10 protein-coding genes and 1 riboswitch are annotated in these 15,752 nt (G+C 72.9%); of the genes, 5 read left to right on the top strand and 5 right to left on the bottom strand.

Annotation, left to right across the window (positions count from 1 at the left end; translation table 11 throughout):
• Positions 1 to 88: 88 nt before the first annotated feature.
• The 3 genes from ACZ7L7_RS09990 to ACZ7L7_RS09980 all read right to left on the bottom strand — a co-directional run bounded on the left by ACZ7L7_RS09990 (position 89) and on the right by ACZ7L7_RS09980 (position 4,874).
• Positions 89 to 1,252 carry a VWA domain-containing protein gene (locus ACZ7L7_RS09990; RefSeq protein WP_285510735.1) on the bottom strand — a complete coding sequence of 388 codons (1,164 nt, stop codon included), beginning with the start codon at positions 1,250 to 1,252 and terminating at the stop codon, positions 89 to 91.
• 151 nt (positions 1,253 to 1,403) lie between these two features.
• On the bottom strand, positions 1,404 to 3,707 hold the full coding sequence (locus ACZ7L7_RS09985; protein ID WP_472075493.1) for a DUF5682 family protein: 2,304 nt from the start codon (positions 3,705 to 3,707) through the stop codon (positions 1,404 to 1,406).
• Between the two features lie 36 nt (positions 3,708 to 3,743).
• Positions 3,744 to 4,874 (bottom strand): ATP-binding protein, encoded by a 1,131-nt coding sequence (locus ACZ7L7_RS09980; RefSeq protein WP_453606515.1) that lies wholly within the window; start codon positions 4,872 to 4,874, stop codon positions 3,744 to 3,746.
• Positions 4,875 to 5,006: 132 nt separating this feature from the next.
• Here ACZ7L7_RS09980 and ACZ7L7_RS09975 point away from each other — a divergent pair, with 132 nt between their 5' ends.
• Both ACZ7L7_RS09975 and ACZ7L7_RS09970 read left to right on the top strand, forming a co-directional pair.
• On the top strand, positions 5,007 to 6,356 hold the full coding sequence (locus ACZ7L7_RS09975; protein WP_472075491.1) for an SWIM zinc finger family protein: 1,350 nt from the start codon (positions 5,007 to 5,009) through the stop codon (positions 6,354 to 6,356).
• Positions 6,357 to 6,411: 55 nt separating this feature from the next.
• The gene (locus tag ACZ7L7_RS09970) at positions 6,412 to 8,034 is read left to right on the top strand and encodes a DUF5691 domain-containing protein (RefSeq protein ID WP_472075489.1); all 1,623 of its coding nucleotides are present in this window, start codon (positions 6,412 to 6,414) and stop codon (positions 8,032 to 8,034) included.
• 119 nt (positions 8,035 to 8,153) lie between these two features.
• On the opposite strand, the gene ACZ7L7_RS09965 is transcribed toward ACZ7L7_RS09970, so the two are convergent.
• Positions 8,154 to 8,573 (bottom strand): cobalamin B12-binding domain-containing protein, encoded by a 420-nt coding sequence (locus ACZ7L7_RS09965; RefSeq protein ID WP_250743964.1) that lies wholly within the window; start codon positions 8,571 to 8,573, stop codon positions 8,154 to 8,156.
• 312 nt (positions 8,574 to 8,885) lie between these two features.
• On the opposite strand from ACZ7L7_RS09965, the gene ACZ7L7_RS09960 reads away from it, so the two are divergent.
• On the top strand, positions 8,886 to 9,743 hold the full coding sequence (locus ACZ7L7_RS09960) for an esterase/lipase family protein (protein WP_285510548.1): 858 nt from the start codon (positions 8,886 to 8,888) through the stop codon (positions 9,741 to 9,743).
• 107 nt (positions 9,744 to 9,850) lie between these two features.
• Positions 9,851 to 11,482, top strand: a complete 1,632-nt coding sequence (locus ACZ7L7_RS09955; protein WP_471428603.1) for a M23 family metallopeptidase — start codon at positions 9,851 to 9,853, stop codon at positions 11,480 to 11,482.
• A 22-nt stretch (positions 11,483 to 11,504) separates the two neighbouring features.
• On the opposite strand, the gene pcrA is transcribed toward ACZ7L7_RS09955, so the two are convergent.
• On the bottom strand, positions 11,505 to 13,982 hold the full coding sequence (gene pcrA / locus ACZ7L7_RS09950; protein ID WP_285510550.1) for a DNA helicase PcrA: 2,478 nt from the start codon (positions 13,980 to 13,982) through the stop codon (positions 11,505 to 11,507).
• Between the two features lie 318 nt (positions 13,983 to 14,300).
• Positions 14,301 to 14,477, top strand: a riboswitch (cyclic di-AMP (ydaO/yuaA leader).
• Positions 14,478 to 14,485: 8 nt separating this feature from the next.
• Here pcrA and ACZ7L7_RS09945 point away from each other — a divergent pair.
• Positions 14,486 to 15,667 carry a C40 family peptidase gene (locus ACZ7L7_RS09945; RefSeq protein WP_472075486.1) on the top strand — a complete coding sequence of 394 codons (1,182 nt, stop codon included), beginning with the start codon at positions 14,486 to 14,488 and terminating at the stop codon, positions 15,665 to 15,667.
• Positions 15,668 to 15,752: the final 85 nt, after the last annotated feature.

Here is a 15,752-nt window from a genome sequence, read left to right as displayed (position 1 = left end):
ACGCGGCTCCCTCCGGCGCGCAAGCCCCGTGTTACCGATGGGTACTGATGTCCCTTTTGCCAACTCCCCAGCTTCTTGCGCCGGCTTCCTACACGGCCTCCGGCACCGGGATCGGCCGCTTCTCGATCGCCGCCGCCATCACCTCCGGGAACAGGTCCGGCGTACAGGCGAACGCCGGTGCGCCCAGCGCGGCCAGCGCCGCCGCGTGCTCCCTGTCGTAGGCCGGCGCCCCCTCGTCGGAGAGCGCGAGCAGCGCCACGAACTGCACGCCGGACGCCTTCATCGCCGCCACCCGCTTGAGCATCTCGTCGCGGATACCGCCCTCGTAGAGGTCGCTGATGAGCACCACGACCGTGTCGGCGGGCCGGGTGATCTGCGACTGGCAGTACGCCAGCGCCCGGTTGATGTCCGTACCGCCGCCGAGCTGCGTGCCGAACAGCACGTCCACCGGGTCGTCGAGCTGGTCGGTCAGATCGACGACGGCGGTGTCGAAGACGACCAGTCTCGTGGAGATCGACCGCATGGAGGCGAGCACCGCCCCGAACACCGACGCGTACACGACGGACGCGGCCATCGAGCCCGACTGGTCGATGCAGAGCACCACGTCCTTCTTCACCGACTGGGAGGCCCGCCCGTATCCGATCAGCCGCTCGGGCACCACCGTCCGGTACTCCGGCAGGTAGTTCTTGAGGTTGGCGGCGATGGTGCGGTTCCAGTCGATGTCGTGGTGGCGCGGCCGGCTGACGCGCGCGCTGCGGTCGAGGGCCCCGGTCAGCGTGGCCCGGGTGCGGGTGGCGAGCCGCTTCTCCAGGTCCTCGACGACCTTGCGGACCACGGCCCGCGCCGTCTCCTTCGTGGTCTCCGGCATCGCCTTGTTGAGGGAGAGCAGGGTCCCGACGAGATGCACATCGGCCTCCACCGCCTCCAGCATCTCCGGTTCCAGGAGCAGCGTGGACAGTCCGAGCCGGTCGATGGCGTCGCGCTGCATGACCTGGACGACAGAGGAGGGGAAGTAGGTGCGGATGTCGCCGAGCCAGCGCGCCACGGACGGCGCCGAGGCCCCGAGCCCCGCGGAACGGTCCCTCCCCGTCTGCGGTTTGTCCCCCTTGCCGTAGAGCGCGGTGAGCGCCCCGTCCATCCCGGCGTCCTGCCCGGACAACTGGTATCCGGTGCCGTCGGCCGCCGCCCCGCCGAGCACCAGCCGCCAGCGCCGCAGCCGCTCCTGCGCCGGGTCGCCGGTGTGCGCCGTCATCTCGGTCGTCATCGGCGTGCCCCTCCCCCGACCCGCTCCCACAGCGGGACCACCCGCACAGCGGGCCGGTTCCCGTCCCGCGCTCCCGTGCCGCGTCCGGCGCCACCGGCCGCCGCTGCCCGCTCCCCCGGCTCCATCAGTGCCTCGCCGGTCATCGCGCCACCCCCGTCAACTCGCCGTTCTCCGAATCCAGCCCCAACAGCAGCCGCACCACCGGCAGTACGGCATCCGCCCGCGCCAGGTCCGGCTCGGCCGCGAACCCCGGTACGCCGGAACCGGTCGCCGCCGCTGCGCCCTGCTGCCCCGGCCCCCGCCGCACCAGCTCGCCGAGCGTCCTGCGCACGCCCGGTTCGTACGCCGAGAACGTCCGCCGCAGCAGCGGCAGTACGTCCGTGAAGGCGTCCGCCGGTACGCCGGTGAGCCAGGCGTCGACCAGGCCGAGCAGCCGCTCGTCGTGCACGAGGAGCATCCCGCCGCCGGAGCCGCCGCCGACGAAGCCCTCGATCCAGGCCGCGGCGTCCCCGGGCGGCGTCCCCGGCGACAGCACCAGCCCCATCAGCCGGGCCGCCTCTTCCTGCGCCAGCTCGCCCTCGTCCAGCAGGAGTCGTACGGCCCGCCCGCGGATCACACCGGGCACGGTGTCCCGCACGGACAGCACCTTGAGCACACCCTGCCAGCGGGCGCGCAGATCCCCGTGGCCCGGGGCGGGGGCGTCGCCGAGCAGGCCCACCGCGCCGTGCACGGCGTCCACATGGCGCCGTATCTCCTCGGCGGCGTCCGCGTCCAGGTTCGCGCACGCCGGGGGCAGACCGACGAAGATCCGCTCGGCGAGGCCCGCGGCGACCTCGGCGAGTGCCCCGGTGTCGGTGCCGCGTACGTCGCCGTAGCGCAGGGAGCGGACCAGGGCGGGCAGGGCCTGGGCGAGATGGCCGACGTCGGTGTCGAGCGCGGCCCGGTCGGCGAGCACCTTCATCACCGTGGGCAGCGCGTCCCGCAGTTCGGCCAGCAGACACCGCTCGGCGAGCGCGGTGACGTCGGCCAGGCCCGGCGCGGACACGGCGTCCGCCTCGGACTTGGCGGTCGCGGCGGCGAGCACGGTCGTCCCCCACACCCCGGCCTCGGCGATCCGCACGGACAGCTCCGGCTCCCAGCGCAGCCGCCAGGTCTCCCGGAAGGTGCCGGTGCTCCCGCGCGAGGCGACCGGCTCGCCCCACGGCACGCCCAGCAGCCTCAGCCGGTGCAGCAGCCTGCTGCGCGCGGCGTCGGTCTCCTTGCGCAGGTCCAGCCCCAACTCCCGCTCCAGCGCCTCCGGCTTGAGCCGCAGCCGGCGCTGGATGCGGTCGAGGTCCCGGTGCAGCGGCACGGCGGGCGCGCCCGGCGGCACCTCGCCGAGGACGTCGCCCACGACCAGCCGGTCGTGCACGAGCGCCAGCGGGACGTCCGAGCCGTCGCACATCACGGCGCGCACGGCGTCCGTCGTCTCGCCGAGGCCGGGCAGGGGGCGCCCGCGCATCGCCGCGAGCGTCTCGGCCAGCCGGACCGCCTCGATGACATGGGCGGAGGACACGATCCGGTCCTCCGCCCGCAGCAGCCCCGCCACCTTGGTCAGCCACCGCTCCACCGGCCGGTCCGGCGCGCGGAACAGATGCCCGTACCAGCCCGGTGAGTCGATGCCCGCGCCGTAGCCGCTGGCCCGCGCGAGCCTGCGGTGGGTCCAGGGCACCCAGGTCATGTCCGCCTTGACCTTGGGCAGGCCCTTGAGCCGGGCCCGGTCGGCGGCGACGGTGGTCCTCTCGGTGAGCGCGGGCACGTGCCAGGCCCCGCACACCACGGCCACCGCGTCGCCGAACTCCTTGCGCGCGGCCCGGATCCGCAGCCGCATGTACGCCTCGCGCACGAGGTCCCGGTCGTGTCCGCCGCTGCCGTACACCTCCCGCAGCGCCGTCATGGCCTCCGCCAGCACGGCGAACGGCGCGAGCGGGTCGGCACCGGTTCCGCGGTGCTCGACGACGTCCTCCCACCAGCGCTCGGCGTCGTCGTACCCGGCGGCGTCGGCGAGCACGGCGAGCGGGTCGATACGGACCTGGTCGCTCTGCTCCTCCTCGTTCTCCTTCTCCCACGCCAGCGTGTGCGTGGCCGGGAGGTCGATGAAGCGGGCCGGTACGCCCTGTTCCAGCGCCCAGCGGATCGCCACCCACTCCGGGGAGAACTCGGCGAGCGGCCAGAACGCCGAGCGGCCGGGCTCGTCCACGGCGTGGGCGAGCAGGGCGACCGGCGGGCGCATGTCCTCCTCGGCCGCCAGCGGGATCAGCGCGTCGGCCTCGGGCGGTCCCTCGATCAGCACCGCGCTCGGCTTGGCCGCGTCCAGCGCCGCCCGCACGGCCCGTGCCGACCCGGGCCCATGGTGCCGTACGCCGAGCAGCAGGGGCGCGGTGCGGTCAGCTTCCGTCGTCACGCCTGCCTCCGTCCCCCGTGTCCCCCTGGCGCCCGGTCACGCGCTCACCTCGCGGCAGGCGCGGTAGAAGTCGGTCCAGCCGTCGCGCTCGCGGACCACGGCCTCCAGGTACTCCTGCCAGACGACCCGGTCGGCCGCCGGATCGCGGACGACGGCGCCGAGGATGCCCGCGGCGACATCGCCGGGCCGCAGCACGCCGTCGCCGAAGTGGGCGGCGAGCGCGAGGCCGTTGGTGACGACGGAGATCGCCTCGGCCGTGGAGAGCGTGCCGCTGGGCGACTTGACCTTCGTACGGCCGTCGGAGGTGACCCCGTCGCGCAGTTCACGGAAGACGGTGACGACCCGGCGGATCTCGTCGATGCCGTCCGGCGCGGCCGGCAGGTCCAGCGAGCGGCCGATCTGGTCGACGCGCCGGGAGACGATGTCGACCTCGGCGTCCACGCTCTCCGGCAGCGGCAGCACGACCGTGTTGAAGCGGCGACGCAGGGCGCTGGAGAGGTCGTTGACGCCGCGGTCGCGGTCGTTGGCGGTGGCGATGAGGTTGAAGCCGCGCACGGCCTGCACCTCCTGGCCCAGCTCCGGAATGGGCAGGGTCTTCTCGGACAGGATCGTGATCAGCGTGTCCTGCACATCGGCCGGGATACGGGTCAGCTCCTCCACCCGGGCCGTCATGCCCTCCGCCATGGCCCGCATGACGGGGCTCGGGACCAGCGCGTCCCGGCTCGGGCCGTGCGCGAGGAGCTGCGCGTAGTTCCAGCCGTAGCGGATGGCCTCCTCCGGGGTGCCCGCGGTGCCCTGCACCAGCAGGGTCGAGTCGCCGCTGACGGCGGCGGCCAGGTGCTCGGAGACCCAGGTCTTGGCGGTGCCGGGCACGCCGAGCAGGAGCAGGGCACGGTCGGTGGCGAGCGTGGTGACGGCGACCTCGACGATGCGGCGCGGGCCCACGTACTTCGGGGTGATCACGGTTCCGTCCGGCAGGGTCCCGCCGAGCAGGTAGGTCGCCACCGCCCACGGCGACAGCTTCCAGCGGGCCGGGCGCGGGCGGTCGTCCTGCGCGGCGAGCGCGGACAGTTCGGCCGCGAAGGCGTCCTCGGCGTGCGGTCGCAACGCCTCGGTCGGTGTGCTCGGTGCGGTGGTCCCGGTCGTCGGTGCCACGGACGTGGTCATGGCGAAGCCCCCTCCAGCTCGGCCGGTTCGGATCTGCCACCAACCGTGCACCACACCACTGACAATCAGCCCTGACCTGCGAATACGCGCTCGCCGGGCCGATTGTCAGTGGGGGGATCTACCTTCGATGGCATGACTCAGCAGGGGGTGCGCTGGAGCGCGGAACAGGTGCTGGCACTGGCGCCTGACGCCGCGTCACGCAAAGCGGGCAGCAAACTCGGCGCGGCCGGACCGTGGTCCGAGGCGGGCAGTTCCGACGAGGGGACGGTGTGGGGGCTGTGCAAGGGCAGCGGCAGCAGGCCGTATCAGACGGTGATCGACCTCGCGGACGGGGCGGGGCCGGCGTACAAGTGCAGTTGTCCGAGCCGGAAGTTCCCGTGCAAGCACGCGCTCGGGCTGCTGTTGCTGTGGGCGGGCGACGGGGCGGCGGTGCCGTCCGGGTCGCCGCCGGACTGGGCCGAGGAGTGGATAGCGGGGCGGCGCAAGCGGGCCGAGGAGAAGCGGACGGAGGGCGGTTCTCCTTCTCGTACCGCTGATCCGGAGGCGGCGCGGCGGCGGGCGGAGCGCAGGGCCGAGAAGGTCACCGCGGGGGCGACGGAGCTGGAGCAGCGGCTCGCCGATCTGCTGCGCGGCGGACTGGCGGGCGCCGAGCAGGCGGGGTACGGGCTGTGGGAGGAGACGGCGGCCCGCATGGTCGACGCCCAGGCCGCCGGACTCGCGGCCCGGGTAAGGGAGTTGGGTGCGATCCCGGCGTCCGGGCCGGGCTGGCCGGTGCGGCTGCTGGAGGAGTGCGCGCTGCTCCACCTCCTCGACCAGGGCTGGCTGAACCGCGACCGACTGCCCGAGGACCTGGCGGCGACGGTCCGCTCCCGGATCGGCCTGCCCGCCTCACCGCAGGGCCCGGCGGTCCGCGACCGCTGGCTGGTCCTCGCCCAGTACGACACGGCGGACTCCCGGCTGACGACCCGTCGCATCTGGCTCCACGGCACCGAGTCGGCCCGCACCGCCCTGCTCCTGTCCTACGGTGCCGCGGGCCGCGCCCCGGAACTGGCGCTGCCGGTCGGACTGACCCTGGAATCGGAACTGACCTTCTATCCGGGCGCCGGACAGCCGCGGGCTGCACTCGGCGAGCGGTTCGGCGCGCCGGTTCCCAGATCGGTCCGGCCGCCGGGGACCACGACGGCCGAGGCCACCGCCCGCTACGGCGAGGCGCTGCGGGACGACCCGTGGCTGGACTCGGTGCCGGTGACCCTGGAGCGGGTGATACCGACCCCGGACGGCGACTCCTGGCAGCTCGCGGACGCCGACGCGGACACCGCTCTCCCGCTCACCCCCACCGCCCGCTCCCGCCCCGGCCTGTGGAAGCTGGTCGCCCTCTCGGGCGGCGCCCCGGTCACGGTCTTCGGCGAGTGCGGCCACCGCGGCTTCACGCCGCTCGCGGCCTGGCCGCGGAGAGACGGGGAGGCGGTGCCGCTGTGCTGAACGCCGCCGCGCCCCCGAAAGACATCCTGGTATCCCCCCGGAAGGGACGACCTGTATGACCGCCGCCTGGGAAGAGCTCGTCACCAGCGCCCTGCTCGGCACCGACCGCCGTACCCCGCCCGGCACCGACCCGGCCCGCGAGGCCCCGGTCGCGCTGCTGGACGCGGCGGCTGTGGAGACCGTACGGCGCCGGGCGGGGCTGCGTCCGGCGCGGGCGGCCGAGCGGCCCGAACCGGCCGCCGAGGACACGCGTCCGGCGCTGCCCCCGGCGGCGGCCCGCAGGCTCGCCCTGCTGCTGGCCGACCGCACGGCGGGCGCGGGCGGCGGGCGCCGGGGCACGTCGCCGGACCTCACGGAGCTGCTGCCCCAGTGGCTCACCGCGGCCAACGCCCGCGGCTACGCCCCGCCGCCGCATCTGCTGCCCGCCCTGCTGGACGCGGCCCGGGGCCGCACGGACCTGCGGCCCGCCGCGCTGCGGTTCGCGGGCGCCCGCGCGGTGTGGCTGGCCCGGCTGAACCCGGACTGGCGGTTCGCCCTGCGCGCGGCGCCGGGCGCGGACTCCGCGCTGCCGGGACCCGAGGAGCCCGAGCGGGTCCAACGGCTGTGGCAGGAGGGCCTGTTCGCCGAGCGGGTCGCCCTGCTCGCCGCGCTGCGCGCGCGGGAACCGGCCGTCGCGCGGGAACTGCTCGCATCGACGTGGGCGACGGAGCGGGCCGAGGACCGGCTGATGTTCCTGGACTCGCTGCGCACCAACCTCGGCGCGGCGGACGAGCCGTTCCTGGAGCAGGCGCTGGCCGACCGCAGCCGCAATGTGCGGGCCACGGCGGCGGAGCTGCTGTCGGCGCTGCCGGGGTCGGCGCTGGCCGGGCGCATGGCGGTGCGCGCGGGGGCGTGCGTGGCCGTGGACCGCACGGGCGACACCCCGACGCTCACGGTCGAGGCACCGCACGAGTGCGGTCCGGACATGGAGCGCGACGGAGTGGTGGCCAAGGCCCCGGCGGGCCGCGGACAGCGGTCGTGGTGGCTGGGCCAGGTGGTGGAGGCGGCGCCGCTCGGCTGCTGGCCGGGGCGGCTGGGCGGCCGTACGCCCGCGGAGATAGTGGCGCTCCCGGTGGCGGACGACTGGCAGGCGGAGCTGCACGCCGCGTGGTGCCGGGCGGCCGTACGGCAGCGGGACCCGGTGTGGGCGCGGGCGCTGCTCGGGGTGCCCTCGGCGCCCGAGGCGGGCGGTCCGGGTGCGGTGTCGCTGGCCGAGCGGGCGAAGCTGCTGGGCACGCTGGGGGCGGAGGAACGGGCCGAGTGGGTGGCCGGGTTCATCGCGGCGCACGGACTGTCCGAGGCGTTCCAGCTGCTCGGGGTGTGCGCCGTGCCGTGGGCGCCGCCGCTCGGGCGGGCGGTGGTCGACGCGCTGAACATCGCGCGGGACGCGGGGAGCTATCCGTGGAGCTTCAGCGGGGTGATGGGGCTGGCCGAGCGCTGTCTGGACCCGGCCGAGGCCAACCGCCTGGACGGGCTGCTGGCGGTGCCGGACGAGCCGGAGGACGCCTCACCGGGGGCCGGCGGGCACTGGGCGGAGGCGTTCCAGCGGCTGGTGACGACCTTGCGGCTGCGGGCGGCGATGCTCGCGGAGCTGGAGCCGGAGCCGGAGCGGGAGCCGGGCGCACGGCCGGAGCCATAGCGCAACGGCAGCCGGAGCGGGATGGCGGCCCAGCGGGACAAGAGCCGGAGCGGGACGGGAGCCGGAGCCCTGGGGGGATTCCCCCAGGCCCCGCATCCGCCCCCCCGCGGGGGACCGGCTCAGCCGGAGACGCTCGGCTGACGCACGTTCGCGCGGACCCAGTCCACGATCGACTGCGTCGTCGCGCCCGGGGTGAAGATCTCCGCGACACCCTTCTCCTTCAGCGGCGCGATGTCCGCCTCCGGGATGATGCCGCCGCCGAAGACCAGGATGTCCTCCGCGTCGCGCTCCTTGAGCAGGTCGATCACCGCCGCGAAGAGCGTGTTGTGCGCGCCGGAGAGGATGGACAGGCCGATCGCGTCGGCGTCCTCTTGGATCGCGGTGTCGACGATCTGCTCGGGCGTCTGGTGGAGCCCGGTGTAGATGACCTCCATACCGGCGTCGCGCAGCGCCCGCGCGATCACCTTCGCACCCCGATCGTGGCCGTCGAGCCCCGGCTTGGCCACCACCACGCGGATCGGACCGGCTGCCACACCCATCACTGCCTCCATGAAGCGACTACTTCCATCCGTACCGACAAGTACCGCACATCTCACTCGCGCCGTACACGCCGTACCCGCCGTGGCACGGATGCCCCGCGCCACACCGACCGGGGAAGTGAACGAACGTTATCGCCAGCATCCCGCAACCGGCAGTTTCGCGGTGGAGAGCGAGGGGGAAATCACACGGTGGGACACGTTCGCCGCGCGGCGTCCGGAGCCTGTGCGGCACCGGGACCACCTACTTCGGCGCGGCTCATGAGGGCATACGGGGGACAGTGGCGTCCTCGGTGTGCCGACAGGAGGTCGGCCATGAAGGTCACCAAGGCAGTGCTGCCCTTTCTCCCTCTCTGTCAGCGGCTGCTGCCGAACCGGCTGGCGGGACTGTCCGTGGCGCTGCTGAAGGCCACCGCCCTGGAGATCGCGATCCTCGCCGGACACCTCCTCCTCTATCCCTCCGGGCTCACCCAGGAGCGCAGGCGGGCGCTGCCGAAGGACACGCCGGACACGCCCCACCTGCCGACGGAGGGCAAGCCGCCGGTCGTCCTGCTGCACGGCTTCATCGACAACCGCTCGGTCTTCGTGCTGCTGCGCCGCAGCCTCGCCCAGCACGGCAGGCACCGGATCGAGTCGCTCAACTACTCACCGCTGACCTGCGACATCCGCACGGCGGCCGATCTGCTCGGCCGGCACATCGAAGAGATCTGCGAGCGCACCGGCAGCGAGCGGGTCGATGTCGTCGGGCACAGCCTCGGCGGACTGATCGCCCGGTACTACGTCCAGTGCCTGGGCGGGGACGCCCGGGTCCGCACGCTGGTCACGCTCGGCACCCCGCACTCCGGCACCACGGTGGTGCCGCTGGCCAACGCGCACCCGATCGTGCGGCAGATGCGCCCGGGGTCGGCGGTGCTGGAGGAACTGGCCGCGCCCGCACCGGGCTGCCGGACCCGTTTCGTCAGCTTCTGGAGCGACCTCGACCATCTGATGGACCCGCTGGAGACCGCCTGCGTCGATCACCCCGATCTGCTCGCGCAGAACGTCCGGGTCAGCGGGGTGGGGCATCTCGCCCTGCCGGTGCACCCGGCGGTGGCGGCCGGGATACGGCGGGCACTCGACGACGAGCCGACGGAGGCCGCGGCGGCCCGTGCGGGCGGCCTGACGGTGGCCTGAGGGCGGCCCGAGGGCGGCCCGAGGGAGACTCCAGCCCCACCCAATCCTCGAACACTCTTCGAACACAAGGCCAAAGTCGCGTCCGCAGTCCCCCGAAACACGGCCGAATGCCCGTTTCCCGGAAGCACGAAACCTGCCGAAGATTGTCGTGCCCGCGTACCGCCGGGTACAGTCGCCGCACTGCTCTGGCAGCCCCTGTTGTCGAGGCGAAAGAGAAGTTGGTGAACGACCGTCACCCGTCGGGGACCGCGACCTCCCCGGCTCCGGCTTCCGACGCCGCCTCGGCGCACTACGCGTCGTACGGCACCCAGGAAGCCGCGTACGGCGACTTCACCACGTACGCGACCTACGACGCCACGGGTTTTCAGCACACCACCCAGGCCACCGGCACCTTCGAGGCCGACCCCCTCTTCGGCGCGATGCCGGGCGACGGCGCCACCGGCGCGCACGACTCGGGTCAGTGGGCCACGACCGGCCACCACACCCCGAACTACGACGCGTACGCGGCCCAGCACCACGCCACCTACGACAGCGGGGTCTACGAGACCACGGCCTGGTCGGCCGAGTACCAGCAACTGTCCTCCGTACCACCGCAGTCCGCGCCTTCCGAGGACAGCGGCCAGTGGGACGCGGGCGCCTGGAACCAGCCCCAGCAGCCCGCCGACGCCACCCAGCACTGGGAATGGGGCACGCAGGCCTTCGACACCGGCGCCTACGACGCCACGCAGTGGAACTCCAACGGCACCACGGCCGGGGCGGACGACTACGAGCACCGGGCCGAATCGTTCTCCCAGCCGGAGACCGCGACGTTCGAGCAGGTCGCGGCGGACGACCCGACGCCGTACGGCGAGTCCTACGACGAGGACCCGCACGGCGAAACGACCTCCGCCGAGGGCGAGTTGACCGCCACCGGCGAACTCCCCGCCGTCACCGACCTCCTCGACGACCAGGAGGAGCCCGCCCCCGCGCCCGGCTCCCGTGTCGCCGCCCGCAACGCGAGCCGCTCCCGCCGCCGCGCCCCCGCCCGCCGCTCCGCACTGCTGACCGTCGCCGTGCCCTCGGCCTGTGTGATGGGCGTGGCCGGTATCGCCGCCGCCTCCGTGGGCACCCTGACCGGCGGCGACGAGAAGGACACCAACACGACCGCCGCCGACACCGGGGCCGTCAAACCGTCCGCCGCCAACGACAAGCTCGACACCCAGCTGCAGATCCTCTCCGCCGGGGCCGACGACTTCGCCGACCGGGCCAGCCGGACGCAGGAGCGCATCGACCTCAAGGCCCAGCAGGAGGCCGAGCGGAAGAAGGCGGCGGAGGAGGCGGCCCGCAAGGAGCGGCTGCGCCCGAAGTTCGCCCTCCCGGTCGCCCAGCACGGACTGAGCGCCTACTACGGGCAGGCCGGCATCAACTGGATGTCCGTGCACACCGGCATCGACTTCCCGGTCTCCTACGGGACCCCGGTGATGGCCGCGACCGACGGCACCGTGCGCACCCAGTGGAACAGCGCCTACGGCAACATGATGATCGTGACCGCGATGGACGGCACGGAGACGTGGTACTGCCACCTCTCCACGTACCAGGTCGCCTCCGGTACGACGGTGAAGGCCGGCGACACCATCGCGTTCTCCGGCAACTCGGGCAACTCCACCGGCCCGCACCTGCACTTCGAGGTCCGTCCGGGCGGCGGCTCGGCCATCGACCCGCTCGCCTGGTTCCGCAGCCACGGGCTGGACCCCTCCTAGGCCCAGCCCCGCTCTCCGCCGACTACAGCTTCTCCACTGGCGCGTACCGCAGCAGCAGCCGCTTGGGCTTGGCGTCGCCGAAGTCGATCGTCGCCTCGGCGTTGGCGCCGCTGCCCTTGACCGCCATCACCGTGCCGAGCCCGAACTGGTCGTGCGTGACCCGGTCGCCGACCGCGAGTGCCACGACCGGCTTCTCGGACGTGCGGCGGGTGGCGAAGCCGGAGGCGCCGGACGCCGCCGAGCGGGACCGGGACGACGACAGCGAGGCGGCCACGCCGGACGCGGGTCCGGAGGACACCGGCGACGACGCGCCCGTGCGCTTCCAGTCCACGTGCTGCGCCGGGATCTCCTCCAGGAAGCGGGAGGGCGGGTTGTACGACGGCTGGCCCCAGGCGCTGCGCATCGAGGAGCGGGTCAGGTACAGCCGCTCCCGGGCGCGCGTGATGCCTACGTAGGCCAGGCGCCGCTCCTCCTCCAGTTCCTTGGTCTGGCCGAGGGCGCGCATGTGCGGGAAGACGCCGTCCTCCATGCCGGTCAGGAAGACGACCGGGAACTCCAGGCCCTTGGCGGTGTGCAGGGTCATCAGGGTGATGACGCCGGAGCCGTCCTCGTCCTCGTCGGGGATCTGGTCGGAGTCGGCGACCAGCGCGACCCGCTCCAGGAAGTCGGCGAGTCCGCCCGGGGTTTCCTCGTTCTCCTGCTCGAACTCCAGGGCCACGGCGGCGAGTTCCTGGAGGTTCTCGATGCGGGTCTCGTCCTGCGGGTCGGTGGACGCCTGCAACTCGGCCAGGTATCCGGTGCGTTCGAGAACGGCCTCCAGGACGGTCGCGGGTCCGGCGCCGGACTCCACGACGGTACGCAGCTCCTCCATGAGCGCGTTGAACCGCTTCACGGCGTTGGTGGAGCGCGCGGCCATTCCGTACGCCTCGTCCACGCGCTTCAGGGCCTGTGGGAAGCTGATCCTTTCGCGCTGGGAGAGCGCGTCGATCATCGCCTCGGCGCGCTCGCCGATGCCGCGCTTGGGGACGTTGAGGATGCGCCGCAGCGGGACCGCGTCCTCGGGGTTGGCCAGCACCCGCAGGTAGGCCAGGACGTCCCGGACCTCCTTGCGCTCGTAGAAGCGGACGCCGCCGACGACCTTGTAGGGCAGGCCGACGCGGATGAAGACCTCTTCGAAGACACGGGACTGGGCGTTCGTCCGGTAGAAGACGGCGACGTCCCCGGCCTTGGCCTCGCCCGCGTCGGTGAGGCGGTCTATCTCGTCGGCGACGAACTGCGCCTCGTCGTGCTCGGTGTCGGCGACGTAGCCGGTGATGCGCGCGCCCGCGCCCGCGTTGGTCCACAGGTTCTTGGGGCGGCGGGACTCGTTGCGCTCGATGACGGCGTTGGCGGCGGACAGGATCGTCTGGGTGGAGCGGTAGTTCTGCTCCAGCAGGATCGTCGTGGCGTCCGGGTAGTCCTCCTCGAACTGGAGGATGTTGCGGATGGTCGCCCCGCGGAAGGCGTAGATCGACTGGTCGGCGTCACCGACGACGCACAGCTCGGCGGGCGGGAGCTCGGCCTCGGGCGGCACGTCCACGGGGTGCTCGGTGGAGCCGACCAGCTCGCGCACCAGGGCGTACTGGGCGTGGTTGGTGTCCTGGTACTCGTCGACCAGGACGTGCCGGAAGCGGCGGCGGTAGTGCTCGGCGACGTCCGGGAAGGCGCGCAGCAGATTGACCGTCGTCATGATCAGGTCGTCGAAGTCGAGGGCGTTGGCCTCGCGCAGCCGCGACTGGTAGAGGGCGTAGGCCTGGGCGAGGGTCTTCTCGAAGCCGTCGGCGGCCTGGGCGGCGAAGTCCTCCTCGTCGATCAGCTCGTTCTTGAGGTTGGAGATCTTCGCGCTGAACGACTTCGGCGGGAAGCGCTTGGGGTCGAGGTCCAGATCGCGGCAGACCAGGGCCATCAGGCGCTTGGAGTCGGCGGCGTCGTAGATCGAGAAGGACGAGGTGAAGCCGAGCTTCTTGCTCTCCCGGCGCAGGATCCGCACGCAGGCGCTGTGGAAGGTCATCACCCACATCGCGTTCGCGCGGGGGCCGACGAGCTGCTCGACACGCTCCTTCATCTCGCCCGCGGCCTTGTTGGTGAAGGTGATCGCGAGGATCTGGCCCGGGTGCACATTCCGCTCGGCGAGCAGATAGGCGATGCGGTGCGTGAGCACACGGGTCTTGCCGGAGCCGGCGCCGGCCACGATGAGCAGGGGGGAGCCGGAGTGCACGACGGCCGCGCGCTGGTTCTCGTTCAGCCCCTCGACGAGGGCCGCCGCGTCGAGGGCGGGGCGGGGGGCGCCGTCGCGGTAGTAGGCGTCCCGGTCCGGTGGCACGTCGAACTTCCCGCCGAACAGATCGTCCGGAACCGACTCCGGAGTGTGATCGTCCTCGGGCGGTGGCGGGGGCTCCTCCTCGTGCCCGCGAGGGGCCTGGAGGTCCGCCAGGAAGCTGTCGTCAAAGAGGCTGCTCATCGCTCTCCGAGTCTAGGGCTCCCCACTGACACCCGGCTGCCGCCCTTGGAACATCGGCGGCGGGTGGCCGGGATCACCCGGTAGATCGAACAAATATGCGATAGCCCGAACCGCCCGAAGGTGACTCACTTCGCTCACCAGGCCGAATGGGAGCAACCATGCGCCAATCACCCCGGATCAATCACTCCCCGCAATCTTCTGACCGAAGGTCACGAAAATGTATCGGGCATATCACCCATCAACCTTCACAGGCGCCACGCGAGTTGGCTACCGTTCCGGACAGGCCGTACGACCCCCACCGGCGAACGACGCCGGGCCGCGCGGCCTCCGCCGAGTCCACGCTGCCCGCCCATGGCAGCCGGAGCCGGGGACCCACACCGAAACCCTTGGGGTGAATCGGCCCAACTCCCTGATGGGAGACGGCCGTAGGGCAACCCTTCCGAAACACCCGCCCGAACCCGACAGCTAACTCGGTAGGCGGAACATGGAAGGAGTCGCCTCCCTTGGCGTCGCACCGCAAGTCGCGTCCCGCGGGTACGCGCGTAGCAGGCATACGGACCCCCGCCCTCGCCACGGCCGCGCTGACCTCCGTGGCCCTGTTGTCCCAGACGGCCAACGCCAGCCCGAGCACGGACGACAAGCCGAGCATGGAAGAGGTCGAGAAGAAGGTAGACGACCTCTACCGCCAGGCGGAGACGGCGACCGACAAGTACAACGCGGTCAAGGAGAAGACGGCCAAGCAGCGCAAGCAGGTCGACACGCTGCTGGACGACGTCGCCAAGCGCACCCAGAAGCTCAACGACGCGCGGGAGGAACTCGGTTCCTTCGCCGCGGCGCAGTACCGTACCGGCGCCTCCGCCCCGGAAACGGCGACCTTCCTGCTGGCGGACTCGCCCAAGGACTACTTCGACCAGACCCAGCTGATGGACCGGATGACCGGCCGTCAGAAGGAAGCCGTCGACGACTACATCACGCAGCAGTCGGAGACGACGAAGAAGCGCAAGGAGGCCACCGAGAGCCTCCAGACGCTCCAGGAGTCGCAGTCCGACCTGAAGACCGCGAAGGCGACGGTCCAGAGGAAGCTCGCCGACGCGCGCGAGCTGCTCTCGGAGCTGACCGCCGAGGAGAAGGCGCGGCTCGCGGAGATCGAGCGCGAGAAGCAGGAGGAGGCCGCGCGCAAGGCGGCCGAGCTGGCCGAGCAGCAGGCGGCGGAGGAGCGCCGCAAGGAGGCGGCCGCGGCGGAGGCCGGGCAGCAGGAGACCGGCTCGTCGTCGACGGAGACGGGCACGAGCACCGGGTCCGAGGCGCCGGCGGACTCCTCCTACGCGTCCAAGGCCGAGAAGGCGCTCGCCTTCGCCCGCGCGCAGGTCGGCAAGCCGTACGTGTGGGGCGCGACCGGCCCGGACTCCTACGACTGCTCCGGCCTCACCCAGGGCGCCTGGAACGCCGCGGGCATCTCCCTGCCCCGCACCACCTGGGACCAGGTCAACGCCGGCACCACGGTCTCCCTGGCCAACGCCCAGCCCGGGGACCTGGTCTTCTTCTACGACGACATCAGCCACGTCGGCATCTACATCGGCAACGGCATGATGATCCACGCCCCCAAGCCCGGCGCGTACGTCCGCGAGGAGTCCATCTACTACGACGGCGAGAGCTCCATCCACAGCGTGGTGCGCCCGGCCTGACGAGCCCGCCGCGCCCGGCCCCGCGCCTGGCGGCACGCGCGCGTGGGGGCCATTTCGGCGTTACGCGCGCGTGGCCCGCGGGCGG

The sequence above is a fragment of the Streptomyces sp. NPDC110618 genome (assembly GCF_055657065.1).
The sequence above is the reverse complement of the archived record's forward strand: the minus strand, read 5'-3'. Positions and strand labels throughout refer to the sequence as shown.

Excerpts from the sequence above, each read along its gene's own strand:
- ACZ7L7_RS09990 (WP_285510735.1), bottom strand. The coding sequence starts at position 1,252 with ATGACGGCGCACACCGGCGACCCGGCGCAGGAGCGGCTGCGGCGCTGG.
- ACZ7L7_RS09980 (WP_453606515.1), bottom strand. The coding sequence starts at position 4,874 with ATGACCACGTCCGTGGCACCGACGACCGGGACCACCGCACCGAGCACA.
- ACZ7L7_RS09975 (WP_472075491.1), top strand. The coding sequence starts at position 5,007 with ATGACTCAGCAGGGGGTGCGCTGGAGCGCGGAACAGGTGCTGGCACTG.
- ACZ7L7_RS09970 (WP_472075489.1), top strand. The coding sequence starts at position 6,412 with ATGACCGCCGCCTGGGAAGAGCTCGTCACCAGCGCCCTGCTCGGCACC.
- ACZ7L7_RS09965 (WP_250743964.1), bottom strand. The coding sequence starts at position 8,573 with ATGGGTGTGGCAGCCGGTCCGATCCGCGTGGTGGTGGCCAAGCCGGGG.
- ACZ7L7_RS09960 (WP_285510548.1), top strand. The coding sequence starts at position 8,886 with ATGAAGGTCACCAAGGCAGTGCTGCCCTTTCTCCCTCTCTGTCAGCGG.
- ACZ7L7_RS09955 (WP_471428603.1), top strand. The coding sequence starts at position 9,851 with ATGCCCGTTTCCCGGAAGCACGAAACCTGCCGAAGATTGTCGTGCCCG.
- pcrA (WP_285510550.1), bottom strand. The coding sequence starts at position 13,982 with ATGAGCAGCCTCTTTGACGACAGCTTCCTGGCGGACCTCCAGGCCCCT.